Source organism: Paenibacillus sp. PvR098, assembly GCF_017833255.1.
Lineage (GTDB): Bacteria > Bacillota > Bacilli > Paenibacillales > NBRC-103111 > Paenibacillus_G.
The window spans coordinates 1422304-1438963 of record NZ_JAFIBU010000001.1 but is presented as its reverse complement, the minus strand read 5'-3'; the positions used below and the strand labels follow the sequence as shown (position 1 = coordinate 1438963).

Annotated in this window: 18 protein-coding genes; 12 read left to right on the top strand and 6 right to left on the bottom strand. The window is 49.6% G+C overall.

What is annotated here, in order from left to right:
• Positions 1 to 14 precede the first annotated feature (14 nt).
• Positions 15 to 458, top strand: a complete 444-nt coding sequence (gene ndk / locus JOE45_RS07220) for a nucleoside-diphosphate kinase (RefSeq protein WP_210020844.1) — start codon at positions 15 to 17, stop codon at positions 456 to 458.
• Between the two features lie 42 nt (positions 459 to 500).
• Here ndk and JOE45_RS07215 read toward each other — a convergent pair whose 3' ends face one another.
• From JOE45_RS07215 to JOE45_RS07205, 4 genes are all read right to left on the bottom strand, one after another.
• Entirely contained in the window at positions 501 to 1109 is a 609-nt protein-coding gene (locus JOE45_RS07215; protein ID WP_210020845.1) for a P-loop nucleotide/nucleoside kinase family protein, read from the bottom strand.
• 160 nt (positions 1110 to 1269) lie between these two features.
• Positions 1270 to 1371: a sporulation protein YjcZ gene (locus JOE45_RS23475; protein ID WP_348632498.1), complete on the bottom strand. Its 102-nt coding sequence runs from the start codon at positions 1369 to 1371 to the stop codon at positions 1270 to 1272.
• 57 nt (positions 1372 to 1428) lie between these two features.
• On the bottom strand, positions 1429 to 1530 hold the full coding sequence (locus tag JOE45_RS07210) for a YjcZ family sporulation protein (protein WP_210020846.1): 102 nt from the start codon (positions 1528 to 1530) through the stop codon (positions 1429 to 1431).
• A gap of 174 nt (positions 1531 to 1704) precedes the next feature.
• Positions 1705 to 2820: an aminopeptidase gene (locus tag JOE45_RS07205; protein WP_210020847.1), complete on the bottom strand. Its 1116-nt coding sequence runs from the start codon at positions 2818 to 2820 to the stop codon at positions 1705 to 1707.
• Between the two features lie 161 nt (positions 2821 to 2981).
• Between JOE45_RS07205 and JOE45_RS23815 the strand changes: the two genes are divergently transcribed.
• The gene (locus JOE45_RS23815) at positions 2982 to 3107 is read left to right on the top strand and encodes a hypothetical protein (RefSeq protein WP_280873934.1); all 126 of its coding nucleotides are present in this window, start codon (positions 2982 to 2984) and stop codon (positions 3105 to 3107) included.
• An 86-nt stretch (positions 3108 to 3193) separates the two neighbouring features.
• Positions 3194 to 4258, top strand: a complete 1065-nt coding sequence (locus JOE45_RS07200; RefSeq protein ID WP_210020848.1) for an AbrB family transcriptional regulator — start codon at positions 3194 to 3196, stop codon at positions 4256 to 4258.
• 134 nt (positions 4259 to 4392) lie between these two features.
• On the opposite strand, the gene JOE45_RS07195 is transcribed toward JOE45_RS07200, so the two are convergent.
• Both JOE45_RS07195 and JOE45_RS07190 read right to left on the bottom strand, forming a co-directional pair.
• The gene (locus JOE45_RS07195) at positions 4393 to 5328 is read right to left on the bottom strand and encodes an MraY family glycosyltransferase (RefSeq protein WP_210023376.1); all 936 of its coding nucleotides are present in this window, start codon (positions 5326 to 5328) and stop codon (positions 4393 to 4395) included.
• Positions 5329 to 5526: 198 nt separating this feature from the next.
• Positions 5527 to 6375: a helix-turn-helix transcriptional regulator gene (locus tag JOE45_RS07190; RefSeq protein WP_210020849.1), complete on the bottom strand. Its 849-nt coding sequence runs from the start codon at positions 6373 to 6375 to the stop codon at positions 5527 to 5529.
• A gap of 177 nt (positions 6376 to 6552) precedes the next feature.
• On the opposite strand from JOE45_RS07190, the gene JOE45_RS07185 reads away from it, so the two are divergent.
• The 9 genes from JOE45_RS07185 to JOE45_RS07145 all read left to right on the top strand — a co-directional run bounded on the left by JOE45_RS07185 (position 6553) and on the right by JOE45_RS07145 (position 16169).
• Entirely contained in the window at positions 6553 to 8055 is a 1503-nt protein-coding gene (locus tag JOE45_RS07185) for a tagaturonate epimerase family protein (protein WP_210020850.1), read from the top strand.
• 427 nt (positions 8056 to 8482) lie between these two features.
• Positions 8483 to 9301 (top strand): YihY/virulence factor BrkB family protein, encoded by an 819-nt coding sequence (locus tag JOE45_RS07180; RefSeq protein ID WP_210020851.1) that lies wholly within the window; start codon positions 8483 to 8485, stop codon positions 9299 to 9301.
• An 80-nt stretch (positions 9302 to 9381) separates the two neighbouring features.
• Entirely contained in the window at positions 9382 to 9585 is a 204-nt protein-coding gene (locus tag JOE45_RS07175) for a DUF2188 domain-containing protein (protein ID WP_210020852.1), read from the top strand.
• Positions 9582 to 10451 carry an SDR family oxidoreductase gene (locus tag JOE45_RS07170; RefSeq protein WP_210020853.1) on the top strand — a complete coding sequence of 290 codons (870 nt, stop codon included), beginning with the start codon at positions 9582 to 9584 and terminating at the stop codon, positions 10449 to 10451. The genes JOE45_RS07175 and JOE45_RS07170 overlap by 4 nt, the downstream gene beginning before the upstream one ends.
• 379 nt (positions 10452 to 10830) lie before the next feature.
• On the top strand, positions 10831 to 11769 hold the full coding sequence (locus JOE45_RS07165) for a hypothetical protein (RefSeq protein ID WP_210020854.1): 939 nt from the start codon (positions 10831 to 10833) through the stop codon (positions 11767 to 11769).
• Between the two features lie 126 nt (positions 11770 to 11895).
• Positions 11896 to 13119, top strand: a complete 1224-nt coding sequence (chrA, locus tag JOE45_RS07160) for a chromate efflux transporter (RefSeq protein ID WP_210020855.1) — start codon at positions 11896 to 11898, stop codon at positions 13117 to 13119.
• 220 nt (positions 13120 to 13339) lie between these two features.
• Positions 13340 to 14392 carry an ABC transporter substrate-binding protein gene (locus tag JOE45_RS07155; RefSeq protein ID WP_210020856.1) on the top strand — a complete coding sequence of 351 codons (1053 nt, stop codon included), beginning with the start codon at positions 13340 to 13342 and terminating at the stop codon, positions 14390 to 14392.
• A gap of 68 nt (positions 14393 to 14460) precedes the next feature.
• Entirely contained in the window at positions 14461 to 15375 is a 915-nt protein-coding gene (locus JOE45_RS07150; RefSeq protein WP_210020857.1) for an ABC transporter permease, read from the top strand.
• Positions 15375 to 16169 (top strand): ABC transporter ATP-binding protein, encoded by a 795-nt coding sequence (locus tag JOE45_RS07145; RefSeq protein WP_210020858.1) that lies wholly within the window; start codon positions 15375 to 15377, stop codon positions 16167 to 16169. The genes JOE45_RS07150 and JOE45_RS07145 overlap by 1 nt, the downstream gene beginning before the upstream one ends.
• The last annotated feature ends 491 nt before the right edge of the window (positions 16170 to 16660 follow it).

Sequence of the window (16660 nt, the reverse complement as noted above, 5' to 3'; positions counted from 1 at the left end):
GGAGTGTATACAGCATGGAAAAAACGTTCTTAATGATCAAGCCTGATGGGGTTCAACGCCAATTAATCGGAAAGATCACGCAGCGCTTTGAAGACAAAGGGTTTCAGCTTATCGGAGCGAAGCTGATCCGCATCACGAAAGAGCAAGCGGAGTACCACTACGCTGAGCACAAGGAAAGACCGTTCTTCGGTGAGCTGGTGCAGTTTATTACGTCCGGACCGGTATTCGCTATGGTATGGCAAGGAGAAAATGTCATTCAGTTGTCCCGTACGATGATGGGCAAGACGAACCCGCTGGACGCGGCTCCGGGAACCATCCGCGGCGACTTTGCCGTTCAAACGGGCAATAATATCATCCACGGATCCGACTCCCCGGAGAGTGCAGAGCGTGAGATCGCTCACTTTTTCCAAGCTGACGAACTGATCGCCTATGAGCGTTCGATTCAAAGCTGGATCTAAACGAATATTATACATGGTTACATATCGGCCCTTTTATCGCAATCATTGCGAGAGGGGCCGATTGTCGTTTTTATAAACAAATCGTTCTACAAGCGATAGTTTCTCTTCGGAAAGCTGTTCTGAATTATCGAAATAAAGAACCGATGACGCGTGTACATGCCATTTGATTTGCCGGGTAACGAGTGAACGGCTGAACTCGCCCCAATTCTCCAGCTTCCACATATCTATAGGCAGGCCTCTTTCTTGAATTCGATTGCGGTAAAGCTCCTCATTCGGGAGAAACACGAAAACCGCCTTGACGTCAACATCGTTGAGCGAAGCGCCGATTCGCGAAAGCTCTCTCTCAATCCACTGTGGGTCTTCGGACTCCTTGGTAAACGGACCAACGACGAATGAGTCCGTTCCAAGCTCTACGTTATCCAGTGCGGTGTCCATCGTGACCCGGTAGCCCAAATCCCGGCAGCGCGTTTTGTATAACGGCGAATCCCTATCGTCCGGGTCAAGCCCGGATAGGGACATGATCGCCTCTGCGGAAGGCCGCAATAGCGTGTCCATGTCAAAAAAGGCAGCCCGGCGTTTTTTGGCCAAGGCTTTTGCGAGTGTCGTTTTCCCCGCTCCGGCAGGACCTATGAAAAATACCAGTTTCCTCATTCTAACCTCTCATTCTATCCATGTTATTGAGAAACAAACACTATGTACGCAGTGAAAAATGGAAATATATGATATCAACGATACAATGATCCGCTGCTGTGCAGGAAAAGGAGCTCAAAGGAGCTCCATTTCCGCTTTATTATTATCATCTTGACGGAATTTATATCCACACGGCACGGGACACAATAACCAAAAGAATAAAGAGAACCAGAATTACTCCGGTAGAAGTATATAGACCTCCATAGCCAGCTGCATAGCTCACAGTATTTACCTCCCTAAACAAGGAACAAAGGCTTAGAGTGTCTAGGTAGTATTATAATTAGATGAACCATGCAGTAGAAACAATGACAAGAAGAATAAACAGAACCAGAATTACTCCAGTAGAAGTGAACCCATGACCAAAACCTCTTACGCAGCTCATAGATGACATCCTCCTTTCGCTTTATCTACAGTATCTTATGCAGGTCAGAAGTTTATGGATTGGACGCTCCAAAATTGAGCGGAAGCCCACAAGTGATCATTGGCCAATGGGTGCAGATAGGGAAGGAGACTATTTACTATTGTACGCCAGGCCCCCGCCAGAAGTTGAAGTCGTTTATTTCAAGTTCTCCGGATTTAACGGTTCCAATTCCGGAATGACAAAAAGTCCATCCTTACGGATCAATTGGTCATCGAAGTAAATTTCTCCTCCGCCATACTCGGGCCTTTGGATCAGCACTAAATCCCAGTGGATGGAGGATCGGTTCCCGTTATCTGCTTCATCATACGCTTGACCAGGAGTAAAATGAATGCTTCCCGCTATTTTTTCATCAAACAGAATGTCTTTCATCGGATTTAATATGTAGGGATTAACGCCAATAGCAAATTCTCCGACAAACCTCGCCCCATCATCTGTATCGAAAATTTGATTAATCCGCTCCGTATCATTCGCTGTCGCTTCAATGATTTTGCCGTTCTCGAACCGCAGCTTCACATTCTCGAATACAAAGCCGTTGTAGGGGCTAGGCGTGTTATATGAAATCACTCCGTTGACGGATTCCCGGACTGGTGCTGTGAAGACTTCGCCATCGGGGATGTTCATCTCACCGGCACACTTAATTGCAGGAATGTCTTTGATCGAGAAGGTGAGGTCCGTCCCGGCAGCTTTTAAATGAACCTTATCCGTTGTATTCATCAAATCAACTAAAGCGTCCATGGCTTTGCTCATTTTGGAATAATCCATTGTACATACGTCAAAGTAAAGCTTTTCAAACGCCTCTGTGCTCATGGAAGCAAGTTGTGACATCGAAGGAGTCGGGTAACGAAGCACGACCCATTTTGTTTTTTTTACACGAATCGTAGAATGGACATGATGGTTATAGAATTTGTTGTACAGCTTCATGTTCTCATCGGGAACATCCGATAATTCATAAATATTGTTCCCGCCGCGGACGCCGATATAAGCCTGCATTAGGGTCATCTGGTGAGCGTCGAATTCTGCCCATGTTTTGATTTGCTCTTCCGTTGCGTTCATGAGGAGCTCTCTTGTTACTTGATGATCCCGAAGGTTAACAAATGGTCGGCCCCCTGCTTCGTGTAACTTTTGGACAATGGATTTAACCAGCGCATTATCGATGCCAAAGGCTTCGACCAGTACATTCTCCCCGGGCTGAACCCTTGTAGAGTAATTAACCAAAACATCTGCTAAACGTTCTATTCTTGGATCTAACATGAGTAGTTTCACCCTTTTTTATGGTTTGTGGTTCATGACATAACTATATTATATTCCATTTTTTCAATAAACCTAATTTATCCTTAGCCACGGAAATGAAATGGTCTGCGGTTCATTGAACAATCAGTAGATTGTATAGACTTGAGGAATGATTGACCGGCATGTTAAAAATAGATATGTGCGGAGCGATATCGTTCTTGACCGGGAATGCCGGTAATCGCTCGATCCGCACAGGTCAGCCCGTGCAGGTATCGGAGCTAGTTCGCTTCGATGAAATCAGTCGTTGACAAAACCCGTATCAAGATTATCCTTATATAGAGAATACTTGAACGGGTTTTCTTCTTGTTCCACTAAGTGAAAGAAGGTTGTTTTAATGTTCAAACTGACGGAAACGCTCGCGGTCACCTTTGTGGGAGGACTGCTGTTTACGCTGCTCGACGTTCCGCTCAGCTGGATGCTAGGCCCGCTTACAGCGGCATTGCTATGGCAAGGACTGACGAAGAGAGAGCTGAAATGGCCGGTCGGGTTTCGGAACGGAGGATTACTGTTATTGGGGTACAGCATGGGGTTGTCATTTACGGCAGAAAGCGCGCGCCAGATCGCCGGGCAGCTGCCCTCCATGCTGCTGGCGACGTTACTGACCGTCGGCTTCAGTCTGGGTTTTGCCTGGCTGATTGCTAGACGAACGGGCATCACGCTGCAGAGCAGCGTGATCGGCAGTGTACCCGGCGGATTGTCGCAGATGGTTGTGCTCAGCGAAGAGATTAAAGGAGCCGATCAAACCGTAGTCTCTTTTATGCAGACCATCCGTTTGCTGACGGTGATCTTCGTTGTGCCTTTCCTTGCTGTACACGGTCTGGCGGATTCGGCTGCTCCCGGGACCGGGGTGCTTCCGCAGCCTGCAGCAGCGGCAGCGTCCGGCGCTCCAGCCTGGGCGGTACCGGTTATAACTGCCCTAGTGATCGCTTCAGCACTGCTTGCTATGAGGCTAAGGCTGCCGACGCCGTGGTTTCTTGGTCCGATCATCGTTGCAGCCGCGCTTACAGTAACAAACTCGGGGGCACCGCACCTGCCGACACCGCTAGTCCTCGCGGCGCAGTGGAGCCTCGGTATCTATCTCGGCCTCGGCATCCGCTTCAGCGCTCTGGTGGGCTGGCGCCGTTTGCTGCCTTACTCGCTCGCCGGGGGGATCGCTGTTGTCGTGCTCTCATTAACACTGTCCTATGGCTATAGTCTTGTGCTGCCGATCAGCATGGTCACCGCCTTCCTCAGCACCTCCCCAGGCGGGATGACGGAGATGGGGGTGACGGCGGCAGCGATAGGAGGCGATGTTTCCATGGTCGTCGCTTACCAGATGTTCCGCATCTTGTTCATCCTCTTTATTGTCCCGTACTTGCTTCGCTTGGGATTTCGCCGTCATTTGAAGCAGCACGGGTGATACTGCGTAGTACGGAATAGATAGTAAGCACAGCTAGCGCTTAGAGGGATTACGTGGATGTTAAGCTTTCTGAAAAAGCAAAAAACGGGCCCCTGTTTGAACAGGGGCCCGTTTTCTAACCGCTCGTTCATTCGTTACACGGTCAGCAGCAACAAAATGATTGAGGTTAACCCGAAGCATACATTGATCAAGCAAAGGAACAGCACGACTTGATTCGGATTCAATCCGCTGCGCAGCAGCCGGTAGTGGGCTTGGGAGGCATCGGCCTGATAAATCGGCTTGCCGTTCATGAAGCGCTTAAAGACGACAAACAGGTTGTCGAAGATCGGGACGCCGAGCGCCAGAATCGGAATCAGGACCGACAGCACCGTAGCTTGCTTGAAGGCGCCGTCCAGCGCGATGACCCCAAGCAGAAATCCGAATAAGGTAGCGCCTGCGTCACCCATGAATACTTTAGCCGGAGGCTTGTTATACCGAAGGTAAGCCAGCGCAGCACCTACGAGGATGATCGCCATAATGGCGGAATCCTGCTGGCCCTTGGTGAGTGCGACGATAAATAGTGTTACGGCGGCAATTGCCGATAATCCTCCCGCCAGACCGTCCATGCCGTCGGTGAAATTAATGACCGTCGTTACTCCGAATATCCAAGTGACTGTTAGAAAAAACTGAAGCCAAACCGGAAGAATAATATCTTGACCTGTAAACGGGTTGTTGAAGCCGTAGAATACGACGCCAGAGGCGTAAACGATTACCGCTGCGGATAGCTGAACGATCAGCTTTGGCCATGCGGCCAGCTCTTTGCCGTGGGTTTTGTACCAATCATCCACCATGCCGATCGCAAGGATGAGTATAGAGCCGATGAAGAGTGCGGCGGAGCGTTTCCAATCCTCTTGAACGAATAGTAAGTATGTAGATAGAATACCTGCAAAAATAGCTAAGCCTGCAGTTAACGGAATCGGCTCTCTATGAATCTTTCTTTCGTTGTCCGCTTTGGGCTTGTCTACAAAATCGATATGGAAAGCCAGTTTGCGGAGCGGGGGAATGAGCAGGAGCACAATGAGAAAGGACATGAGAAATGCGGCAAAATACAGAATACAAATCGCCTCCAGAATCCGCCAAAAATCGAGTCTCAATGGTTACCATTATATCTTATTGAAAGATAGGGTTACAAGCGGAGTCATGGATTCGTTAGGGATCCGTCAGTCTGGATGATTAAAGACTCTTCCATCCCATAAGGCTTAGGTAAAAGTTGGACTAAAGACGCATTCTCAGCGGTTGAGCTTCCTGTATTCCACTGGGGTCATACGGGACAGTTTCTTGAACGTTCTCCCATAATGGGCGATGTTCTCAAAGCCGGTCCGCTCCGCAATTTCAATCATTTTCAGATTGGTCTCCTTAAGCAGCTTCTGCGCTTCCCGAATTCTAGTCGTATTGATATATTCCACGAACGTAAACCCGGTTACCTCCTTGAAGGCACGGCTCAAGTAATACGGACTCATATAGAATTGCTCCGATATCCCGGGCAGCGTCATCGACTCGTGGAAGTGGCTGTTAATGAACCGGACAATTTCGGATATTTTTTTGTGCAGGGGACTTGCATGCTCAATGGCGGCCGTCTCTAGCTTCTCCGCGCAGCGCCCAGCGAACAGCAGCAGTTCCGTCAACAGGAGCTTCACATAGCTCTCATACCCGGTTGCCTTATCCTTCAGCTCTTTCGTAAGCTTACTCAGAAGAGTTTGCACAAAAATTTGATCCGGCAGCTTCAGACTGAATACATGCGAAGGATGCTCAAAAGCGGCGAACAATTCAGGATGATAGAGGGGATGATCCTTACCAACGAAACGGTCGCTGAAATTGATGACAACCCTCTCATGGCCCGGCATACCAAGGTCGGATGTCTTGTGCACCTCGTGCTTATCTATGAATACTATGTCACCGGGGGAGATCAAATAAGTACGGTCTTTAATAAAATAAGCCCGTTGTCCGGACAGTAAATAATAGATTTCATAAGTCCCGTGAAAATGATTCGTCCGCCCGAACGGCTCCGTTCTCCGAATGTGCTGGATGTAAAAGTCTCCCTCTTCATCCCCGTAATTCAAAGTCACTGTTTCGCTCATGCTGGTTGCACACCCCGATTCCATGTCCAATTTTGATCTTCATTTTAGCAAAAATGCTTTTGATTTCATAGCAAAATATGCATATATATTATGAAAATAAGCAAAAAATGCTGAGATTATATACTATTTTTGCGATATGATCAAAAAGAAGATAGAGGAATAAGGAGGAATGGATGTATGGCTAAACTTGTTCAAATCGTCGAAGCTTTGACGGCGGGTAAGGCAGCTCCGGCAAATAGCGGCGATATCAAAGTATATACGCAATCATTGAATACATCGGGCCCCACTAAACTGATGATGGTGAAAAATCTCGCGGATCATACGAAATATTTGCTTGCCGTGGGCGAAGGCGCGCTTTTCGACGAACTGCAGGGAACTGTAGAAGACGGAGCTAAGCTGTGTCCGCTCACACATGACAATCGGTTGGTCTTGAACCGTCACTTTGAATATACGAAACCGCGCGCCTTCGGCACGCAAAGCTCAATCATCGGCCTAGGGGACCGGCTGGGTATCGCTTCGCCCGGCCACATCAAGACCGTCAAAGGCAAAGATGTGCGTCCGATTCTGGCGCAGCAAAGCATCCGTGAGGTGACCTTGATGGGACGCGACTATAAGCAGGTGCTGGACGCCGCTTGTTACGCCGTGTTCCAGGAAGGCTACAAGGACGGCTTCGGCGCGGACGGAGACCACTTGAAGGTGGAATCGGATATTCAGATGTCGCTGGACCTCGGGTTCACGATGCTGACGCTGGACTGCTCGGAGAAGATCGATAATTCTATCGAAGACGCGTCCGCTGCCGAGCAGGAGTCCAAGTATGCCGGGCTCCCGCAGGAAGTCCGCAGTCATTACGAATCGCGTTATCTGGATCAAACGTTCCAGGTTGCAGGAATTTCCATCACGTTCGACCGTGAAACACTGATCAAGAATGTGCTCATCTATGGGGCCGCCATTGATTTTATGGAGCATGTGTACAACACCTACATCAAAAACGCTGCGAACGAGGTCGACTTTGAAATTTCGATCGACGAAACGGTGACTGCGACAGCGCCGGAATCTCATTTTTTCGTAGCCAAGGAGCTGTACGGAAAAGGGCTGTCGATCTACAGCATGGCGCCCCGCTTTTGCGGCGAGTTCCAAAAGGGAATCGACTTCATCGGCGATATCGGGCAGTTCGAGAAAGAAATGGTCATCCATGCCGCTATCGCGGACCATTTTGGCTACAAGCTGAGCATTCACTCCGGCAGCGACAAGTTCAGCGTGTTTCCGATCATCGGCAAATACACCAAAGGCCGCTTTCATGTGAAAACGGCAGGCACCAACTGGCTGGAAGCCGTCCGTACCGTGGCCAAAGTGAAGCCTTCTCTTTATCGTCGCATGCATCAATATGCTCTGGAGCACTTTGAGGAGGCGGCAGCCTACTATCATGTGACGACCGATATTAGCAAAATCGTCCCGCTGGATCAAGTGGCTGATGCCGAGCTGGCGGATACCTATATGAATGAAGACAACGCACGTCAATTGATTCATATTACGTACGGCATTTTGCTGCAGGCGAAGGATGCGCAGGGCGGCTCCTTGTTTAAGGACGAGTTCTACCGTACGCTCAGCGAACAGGAAGAAGCGTATGAGCAATCGCTGATCTCTCACATTGGAAAGCATTTGGAACTGCTCGGTAAGTAACGGAAACGGCGAATATACCTGCAGGAGGTCATTCTGGGCATTCCTCGAAAAACCGAACCCTGCATTGGCTTTAAAGGGATAAACGAAGAGCTAAGATATAAAGAATGGAATACCCGAAGGGCCGGATGAATCCGGTCCTTTATGCTTATCCTATGGAAATAACGGAAGATAAAGGATGGATTCTGATTGAAGCTTGCACGTGGTCGTGCTTGTCGGATTCAACGCCGATCACGTATATGTGAACGATCCACTGACAGCCAAAAAAGCTCAAAAGGCGAACAAGCAGACGTTCATCGATACTTGGATCACAATGGGAAAACAGGCGCTATCTTATCGATAAGCAGGACACAGCGACCTATGTTGTATCCGACAGGCATGACAGCCGAATGGAATGACGACCTGTGACTCAGAATGGAGGGCAAGCCGTATGAAGGTCCGGCTTTTACTACGGGAGATTTGGAAGCAATTGGAACAAGATGACGTCCTGAATCTGGCTGCCCAATGCGCTTATTATTTTCTTTTTTCACTGTTTCCGTTCCTGATTTTCATCATGAGTCTTCTTGGTTATTTGCCGGTGACCGCGCAGGATGTGCTCCTGCTTGTAAAAGAATACATTCCGGCGGGAGGGGCAACGGGGATAGAGGATCATCTGAAGAATGTGCTGGAAATCAAGAGGGGAGGAGCGTTATCCTTCGGTCTCATCTTCTCTCTTGTTACTGCGAGCGCAGCTATGAATTCCATTGTGCTCGCCGTTAATAAAGCTTACGGGCTTCCGCCGCGCAAAAGCTTCATCCACTCCCGCATCTTGTCTATTGCTCTTACTGCTGGCATGCTGATAGTCGTGGCCTCCGCGCTGCTGCTAAGCGTATTCGGCCAGTTCATTGGGGAATGGATGTACATTCACCTGCACATACCTTGGAGTCAAGTTCAGCTGTGGAATATGCTGCGCTGGAGTATGAATTTCTTCATTCTGTTTCTGGTGTTAACCGCCGTATATTATATAGCGCCCAATACTTGTCTTACGTGTAAGGATGTTCTCCCGGGTGCAATGTTGGCTGCAGCCGGTTGGCAGCTCACATTATGGGGATTCTCATATTATGTGAACCATTTTGGCGACTACAGCGCCACTTACGGGAGCTTGGGGGGAGTTATCGTACTGCTGTCCTGGTTCTATATTTCGGCACTGCTTATCATCATAGGCGGGGAGCTCAATGCTCTGACTTACCTGATCCGGAAGAGGGCTTAGGGGATAGGCAGCGCTTGTTTCACGACCAAGGGGAACGGATAAGTAATAGCGTAAGGCCAATCAGGAGAGGAGGGTGTTCCATGCCATGGAATAAACGGGATTATCCCCCGTCCATGAAGAATTTGGATCCTCGAGTGAGGGATAAGGCGATTGAGATTGCGAATGCGCTTTTGGATGACGGTTCTGAGGAAGGCCGGGCTATCGCCATTGCCACAGCCAAGGCCAAAGAGTGGAATCAAGACCATCCGAGGAAAGCTGAAAGCGAAGGGAGAGAACGCAAGTGAGCACTATTCAAACGGACAAGCAAACGATGCCGCCGCAGCATCAAAACCGCAGACCGGGACATGAGAGCCTAATGCATCCCAAGCCTGAAGCTGTTGATCGAAAATACAAAAGCAGCGGCAAATTAATCGGGAAAGCCGCTTTGATTACCGGCGGGGACAGCGGCATAGGCCGGGCCGTAGCGGTCTGTTACGCCGCAGAAGGGGCAGACGTGGCGATCGTTTACCTGAATGAACTGGAAGACGCGGAGGAGACGAGACGTTTGGTTGAGGAGCAGGGAGGAAGATGTCTGCTGATATCGGGTGATATTGGAGAAGAGAATGTTTGCCGGGAAGCTGTGAAGAAGGTAGTGGATACCTTTGGCAGCCTGGATATTTTGGTGAATAATGCCGCTGAGCAGCATCCAAAATCCTGCATTACTGAAATTGAACAAGAGCAGCTGGAACGCACATTCCGAACGAATATTTTTTCGTTTTTTTATTTGACGAAAGCTGCTTTGCCTCATTTGAAGGAAGGGTCGTCTATTATTAACACGTCCTCCGTTACCGCTTATCGGGGTCAACCCGAGCTCATTGATTATTCGTCTACAAAGGGCGCGATCGTCGCCTTCACCCGTTCGCTGTCCATGAATTTAGTCGATAAGGGTATCCGAGTGAACGGTGTGGCCCCCGGGCCCATATGGACGCCGCTAATTCCTTCAACATTCGATGAGGATAAGGTAGCTGAGTTCGGAGCAAATGCACCGATGAAACGGCCCGGGCAGCCGGAAGAGCTCGCACCGGCCTACGTCTATTTGGCATCCGATGATTCTTCTTATATGTCCGGCCAATTTCTTCACATCAATGGTGGCGAAATTATCAATGGTTGAATGAGTACCATACCGCTGCTAAAATAGACAACCTTATTCCGTATGGTTACGGGGTAAGGTTGTTTCATTTGAATTCAACGTGAAGTTCGCCGGGTTATTCAGAATCAAGGGAATCCCATCTCCGATCTTTGCAACCTTCCCTTCATTCTATATACTTGCTATATACTTGTAAGAGTGTGCGCTGGATCACCTCGATTTTTCGGAGGACGAATTGGCAGCGATTGAAGGCGTTTTAGCATAATGGACGGGAAGAGAGCCCTTGGGGTACTTCTTTTTTTGGCAGATACAGCACACCTGGTGACTTAGCCCAATCTACTGAAACCTGTATCTGATGAATACCGTTTATATAGGAAAAGGAATGAAGAAGGAGAGGATCGGTATGTTTGAGGAGCTAAACGCCAGATTGGCCTCAGCAAAGGAAAAGAGAGCTAAGCAAGCATTGTGGCTGGAGCGGGTAAATTTGCTTAGGAAGGAGCTGGAGACGGAAGAGCATCAAGCCTCTGTTTGGGAAGAACAATTAGCCAAAGAGGAACGGGACGTAGCTCGGTTATCCGGCTTATCCTTTACGGCGTTGCTCTATTCACTCCTGCAGAAGAAGGAAGCTATGCTGGAAGTCGAAGAGCGGGAAGTGCTTGAAGCGAAGCTAAAGCATGAAGAAGCGGTAAGGGCGGCCGAGGAGCTCCAAGGGGAGATTGCAGAATTTGAAGCGAAGCTTCAAGAAACGAAATATTGGGAATTGGAAATTCAAGAAATTCTAAAGGAAAAAAAACGTTTGATTCAACAATCGGGTTCGGATAAAAGCATACGGCTCGATGAGTTGGAGGAGCGGGAAGCAGACCTTATTCTACAAGTGAAAGAATTGGCTGAGGCGCTGCGGGAAGGTCAGTCGGTGTCGGCTAATTTGGAACGTGCAGATGGGCTGCTGCAATCTGCACACGGCTGGGGGACATATGATATGCTGGGCGGCGGATTCCTCTCTACGCATATAAAGCACAGCCGAATGGATGAAGCGATGGACAGCATCCGCCGCTCGCAAAGCAGCCTGCGCCGATTCGAGCACGAACTGAAGGACATACGGATGTCCATATCCATCCATATGGATATAGGCGATTTCCTCAAGTTTTCGGATTATTTCTTTGATGGATTAATCGCAGACTGGCTCGTTCAGGGCCGAATTAAGGAGACCCTAGCGCAGGTAGAATCTAAGCTTGCGGAGGTCATGAGCATACTTAGAGAGCTGGAGAATGCCAAGCTCAGGGCGGAAGCGGAGCTGTCGGAGACGAGAATATTGCACGATTCGCTCATCGAATCGGCTTAGAGTGTTGAATAAAGCGTTAGGTACGGAAACCGAAATATGAGCATTTAACATGCCATCTTAGTACCGTTTGCTTTGATGGAAGTGAACGATTTACGACCAACAAGCTCAAAGGGAGAGTTTTATTGTATGTCATCATCTGCTAGTACGAATGAAATAGTTGAAGCCCCCAAGTCCAAGGCTGCTGCTCTGATGGAAATTTTGAGAGTATCCGTCAAGCTGGGAGTCACTTCCTTCGGAGGGCCAATTGCGCATCTCGGTTACTTTCGGGACGAATACGTTAATCGCCGGAAGTGGATGGATGAACGAGCCTATGCTGATCTGGTAGCGCTCAGCCAGTTTCTTCCTGGGCCTGCCAGTAGTCAGGTCGGCATCGGCATCGGCGTGATTCGCGGCGGGCTGCTTGGAGGCTTGATCGCGTGGCTCGGATTTACACTTCCGTCTGTGCTTGCTCTCGTTGTGTTCGCTTATGCGCTGCAGGGCTTCGGTCTTAGCGGGGCTGGCTGGATTCACGGTCTGAAGCTGGTGGCTGTAGCTGTCGTGGCGCAGGCGGTGCTGGGCATGGGCCGCCAGCTGGCACCGGATCGTGCGCGAGCAAGCGTGGCTATCTTGACGGCCGCTGTCACGCTGCTTTGGCAGACTGCCCTTACACAAGTGCTGCTGATCGCCGCTGCAGCCCTTCTCGGCGCATGGTGGTACCGCCGCGGTAATGCTGTCGAGCCGGATCGGATGCAGATCCCGGTCAGCCGAACTTCGGGAGCTGTTTTCTTGATTCTCTTTGCTGTACTGCTGCTGGGTCTGCCCATCTTGCGGCAGCTCACCGACAATGTAGGGGTAGCGATGTTCGACAGCTTTTACAGAGCTGGCTCGCTGGTGTTTGGCGGTGGTCACGTCGTTCTGCCTCTGTTGGAGCGTGAAATGGTGCCTCTTGGCTGGATCAGCAAGGAGGATTTTCTCGCCGGATACGGGGCTGCACAAGCGATTCCGGGTCCCATGTTCACGTTTGCCTCATATGTGGGCACAATGGCAGGAGGCTTGGCGGGCGCCATAACGGCGACGATCGCCATTTTCTTGCCTGCCTTCCTTCTAATCATCGGTGCGCTTCCGTTCTGGAATGCTTTACGTGCACATCCTCGTATGCAGGGCGCTTTAACGGGTATGAACGCTGCGGTTGTCGGTATTTTGCTTGCGGCGCTGTACGATCCCATATGGACTACCGCTGTGCTCCGCCCGGTAGATTTTGCTTTCGTGGCGGTGCTGTTCGGTATGCTGGTTTTCTGGAAGGTTCCGGCTTGGTACGTTGTAGTCGTCGGTGCGTTGATGGGAGCGATCATTCCGTTTTTATCTGCGTGAATGCTGTACTCTTTGCCGCTATCGGCAGAACGGATCTCCAAGAAGTATAATGGAAAAAAATACTATAGTTCAGGGCAGTTTAATCCAGTATACTGATAGTATCCAAGCTTTGAGCTGAAATAAGGTTTAAAAGTGCATTGACGGGATAGGGACAGTCGTAATAAAATTATACATTATCGCGTTAAAGCATTATGACGTTAAATTAGGAGGCCTAATTTCATTGAAAACACCAACTAAACTTTTATCCTTGCTTTTAGCTGTGCCGCTCGTTCTGGCGGCAGCGGGTTGCGGGACAAACCCTGCGCCTGCTGGAGACACCGGAGGTAACGCCTCCAATCCACAAGACAAAGAAGTGGTTAAAATCGGCATATCCCAAATTGTCGAGCATCCTTCTCTTAACGCAACGCGCGAAGGATTCCTAGCAGCGCTGAAGGACGGCGGATTCACAGACAAAGATAATCTCCAAGTGGACTATCAGAATGCTCAAGGTGATGCCACAACGAATTTGACCATTGCTCAAAAATTTGCGGCGGATAAGAAAGATCTCGTGGTCGCTATCGCAACTCAGTCCGCACAAGCGGTGGTGCAGAACGTGAAGGATGCGCCGGTCTTGTTTGCTGCGGTTACTGATCCTGTCAGCGCCAAGCTGGTGGCTAGTTTGGACAAGCCGGGCGCTAACGTGACCGGGGCGGCTGATACACACCCGGACGCTATACCGATGCTGATGGATTTTATCGCAGCCGAGTTTCCGAATGTGAAAACCATCGGAATCGTTGTCAATGAGGGAGAGCCTAATTCCGCATTCATGCTGCAAACGGCCGAAGCAGCTCTTGCGAAGCACAACATAAAGATTGTTAAAGCAGCCGTTGCCAACAGCTCGGAAGTAAAGCAGGCGGCAGAATCGCTCGCAGGCCGCGTCGACGCGTTCTACATCACACTGGATAACACGGTAGTTAGCGCGGTCGAAACGATCATTAAAATAGCGAACGATAAGAAAATCCCATTCTTCTCCAGTGATCGGGATACGGTGGAAAAGGGCGCTATCGCCACTTACGGCTTTAAGTATTACGACCACGGCTACCAAGCCGGTAAAATGGCTGTGGAGATCCTTAAAAACGGAACGAAGCCGGAGGATATGACAGTAACCTATCCGGATAAGCTGGATCTGATCATTAATGCTGATGCAGCCAAGGCGCAGGGCGTAGAAATTACTGATTCTATGAAAAGCAAAATGCAGAACAAGGAAAACTTGATTAACGGTTCGGCAAAATAATTTTGAGTACCGGGTGACCTTTCATTCATTTGGGGGTCACTCTTTATTCTTTACAGGGGGATGGACCGATGCTTTATGCATTAACAGGATCTCTGGAGTCAGGCATGCTGTATGCCATTATGGCTCTGGGGGTTTATATTACGTTTCGAATTTTGAATTTTCCTGACTTGACCGTGGACGGGAGCTTTACGACAGGCGGGGCCATCGCTGCTGTGATGATTGCAGGAGGCACATCGCCTATTATCGCTACGATAGCGGCATTTATCGGCGGTTTGATTGCGGGCGCTTGTACAGGCATTCTGCATACGAAAGGGAAGGTGAACGCCCTTCTTGCCGGGATTTTGATGATGATCGCACTATATTCCATCAATCTCCGGATTATGGGTAAGGCTAATATTTCTCTTCTTGGGACCGATACGCTGGTCACGAATGTGAATATGCTGTTGGTGATGCCGATTATCGTGCTGCTTATCAAATTCGCACTCGATTGGTTTTTGCGTACGGATCTCGGCTTGGCCCTTCGGGCTACTGGCGACAATCCGCGTATGATCCGAAGCTTCGGCGTCAACACTGATAACACGATTATCACGGGAGTCAGCTTATCCAACGGACTTGTAGCACTGTCAGGCGCTTTAATTGCACAATACTCGGCTTTTGCCGAAATTACAATGGGCGTGGGGATGATCGTCATCGGTCTAGCCTCCGTTATTATTGGTGAAGCGCTGTTTGGCGCACGCACCGTGGTTCGCGCGACGCTTGCGGTCTTGATTGGAGCGATTGTCTATCGCCTGATCGTGGCTCTGGCGCTCCGCGTCGGCCTGGAGGCAACGGACATGAAGCTGATGACCGCTTTGATCGTCATCGTGGCGTTGACGCTGCCGATGGTACGCGGGACGATGCGCCAGAAGGCGCTTATCCGCAAAAGAGCGGCGGAGCTCGAGCAAGCCGGTCCTACCGATGCTGCGCGGGGAGGTGGCATCTGATGCTGAAGATCGAAGATGTGTCCAAGCTGTTCAATCCGGGGACTCCGGATGAGAAGGTCGCTCTTTCTCATATTGGTCTGCACTTAAAAGAGGGGGATTTCGTTACCGTCATTGGAAGTAACGGAGCCGGTAAATCAACGCTGATGAATATTATCTCCGGCGTGATGACCCCTGATTTGGGTAAGGTATGGATTGCCGGGAAGCAGGTAGAGTCCTTGCCGGAGCATCGCCGCACGGAATGGATCGGCCGCGTGTTTCAGGATCCTATGGCGGGTACTGCTCCGACGATGACGATTGAAGAGAACCTTGCGATGGCTTATTCGCGCAGCAAGCGCAGAGGCCTCGCAATCGGTGTGAACGGCAAGAAGAGGAAGATGTTCGTCGAGCAGCTGAGTCGTCTCGGCATTGGCCTGGAGGGTCGGCTGAGCGCGAAGGTCGGGCTTCTGTCCGGAGGTGAGCGTCAGGCTCTAAGTCTGCTTATGGCGACGTTCACTGAGCCGCGCATTCTGCTGCTAGACGAGCACACGGCTGCCTTGGACCCGTCCAGGGCCGAGCTCATCACAAAGCTGACCGAGAAGATCGTCTCGGAGCTGAAGCTGACGACCTTAATGGTCACGCACAATATGGAGCAGGCCATCCGTCTTGGCAACCGGTTGATTATGATGGACAAGGGTCGCATCATCTTGGATGTGCCTGAGCAAGAGAAGCGGGGTCTCACTGTAGAAGGGCTGCTGCATCAATTTGAGCGCATCCGCGGCGAGAAGTTCGCCGATGATCGCGTAGTATTGGGTTAAGTTAAGACCGCGTCTCCTTAGGGGGCGCGGTCTTTTTGCTGTGGTCAAAAGTTGGTTGCAATAATAAAAGCGGAATTTGATATTTAATAGAGACACGCTAAATTATCTGCGTAGAGTTTCGATGGACCCGTTAAAGAGTCTTTATGTTGTATAAAGGAGATTAGCTGTTCTTTATTGTTTCCTTTGTATCCAAACTGCTTATGAAAAGCAAGATGGCAACCGCAGCAATGTCTAAACTTTTTTCACCTTATATCGGTTCACTTCATCATGTGTAAGCTTTTTCATATTCACTCCATGTCCAAAGATAGTCAGTGGAAATTATCATTCTTCCTGATTTTTAATTAAAATCTTTATTTATTACTTTCAGTTCCGGATAAGTTATACAAGCATCAACAAAGTGTTATTCAACATTATGTCCTTTACTTTACTTTGTAGCCGCCTCGAAACTCAACCATTCTCATCCTCCCTTGAAATAAATAAAGCCGCTCTTC

Excerpts from the sequence above, each read along its gene's own strand:
- JOE45_RS07185 (WP_210020850.1), top strand. The coding sequence starts at position 6,553 with ATGGCTAAACTTGTTCAAATCGTCGAAGCTTTGACGGCGGGTAAGGCA.
- ndk (WP_210020844.1), top strand. The coding sequence starts at position 15 with ATGGAAAAAACGTTCTTAATGATCAAGCCTGATGGGGTTCAACGCCAA.
- JOE45_RS07210 (WP_210020846.1), bottom strand. The coding sequence starts at position 1,530 with ATGAGCTGCGTAAGAGGTTTTGGTCATGGGTTCACTTCTACTGGAGTA.
- JOE45_RS07205 (WP_210020847.1), bottom strand. The coding sequence starts at position 2,820 with ATGTTAGATCCAAGAATAGAACGTTTAGCAGATGTTTTGGTTAATTAC.
- JOE45_RS07165 (WP_210020854.1), top strand. The coding sequence starts at position 10,831 with ATGTTTGAGGAGCTAAACGCCAGATTGGCCTCAGCAAAGGAAAAGAGA.
- JOE45_RS07215 (WP_210020845.1), bottom strand. The coding sequence starts at position 1,109 with ATGAGGAAACTGGTATTTTTCATAGGTCCTGCCGGAGCGGGGAAAACG.
- JOE45_RS07180 (WP_210020851.1), top strand. The coding sequence starts at position 8,483 with ATGAAGGTCCGGCTTTTACTACGGGAGATTTGGAAGCAATTGGAACAA.
- JOE45_RS07190 (WP_210020849.1), bottom strand. The coding sequence starts at position 6,375 with ATGAGCGAAACAGTGACTTTGAATTACGGGGATGAAGAGGGAGACTTT.
- JOE45_RS07195 (WP_210023376.1), bottom strand. The coding sequence starts at position 5,328 with ATGTCCTTTCTCATTGTGCTCCTGCTCATTCCCCCGCTCCGCAAACTG.
- JOE45_RS07145 (WP_210020858.1), top strand. The coding sequence starts at position 15,375 with ATGCTGAAGATCGAAGATGTGTCCAAGCTGTTCAATCCGGGGACTCCG.
- JOE45_RS23815 (WP_280873934.1), top strand. The coding sequence starts at position 2,982 with ATGTTAAAAATAGATATGTGCGGAGCGATATCGTTCTTGACCGGGAAT.
- JOE45_RS07150 (WP_210020857.1), top strand. The coding sequence starts at position 14,461 with ATGCTTTATGCATTAACAGGATCTCTGGAGTCAGGCATGCTGTATGCC.
- JOE45_RS07200 (WP_210020848.1), top strand. The coding sequence starts at position 3,194 with ATGTTCAAACTGACGGAAACGCTCGCGGTCACCTTTGTGGGAGGACTG.
- JOE45_RS07175 (WP_210020852.1), top strand. The coding sequence starts at position 9,382 with ATGCCATGGAATAAACGGGATTATCCCCCGTCCATGAAGAATTTGGAT.
- chrA (WP_210020855.1), top strand. The coding sequence starts at position 11,896 with ATGTCATCATCTGCTAGTACGAATGAAATAGTTGAAGCCCCCAAGTCC.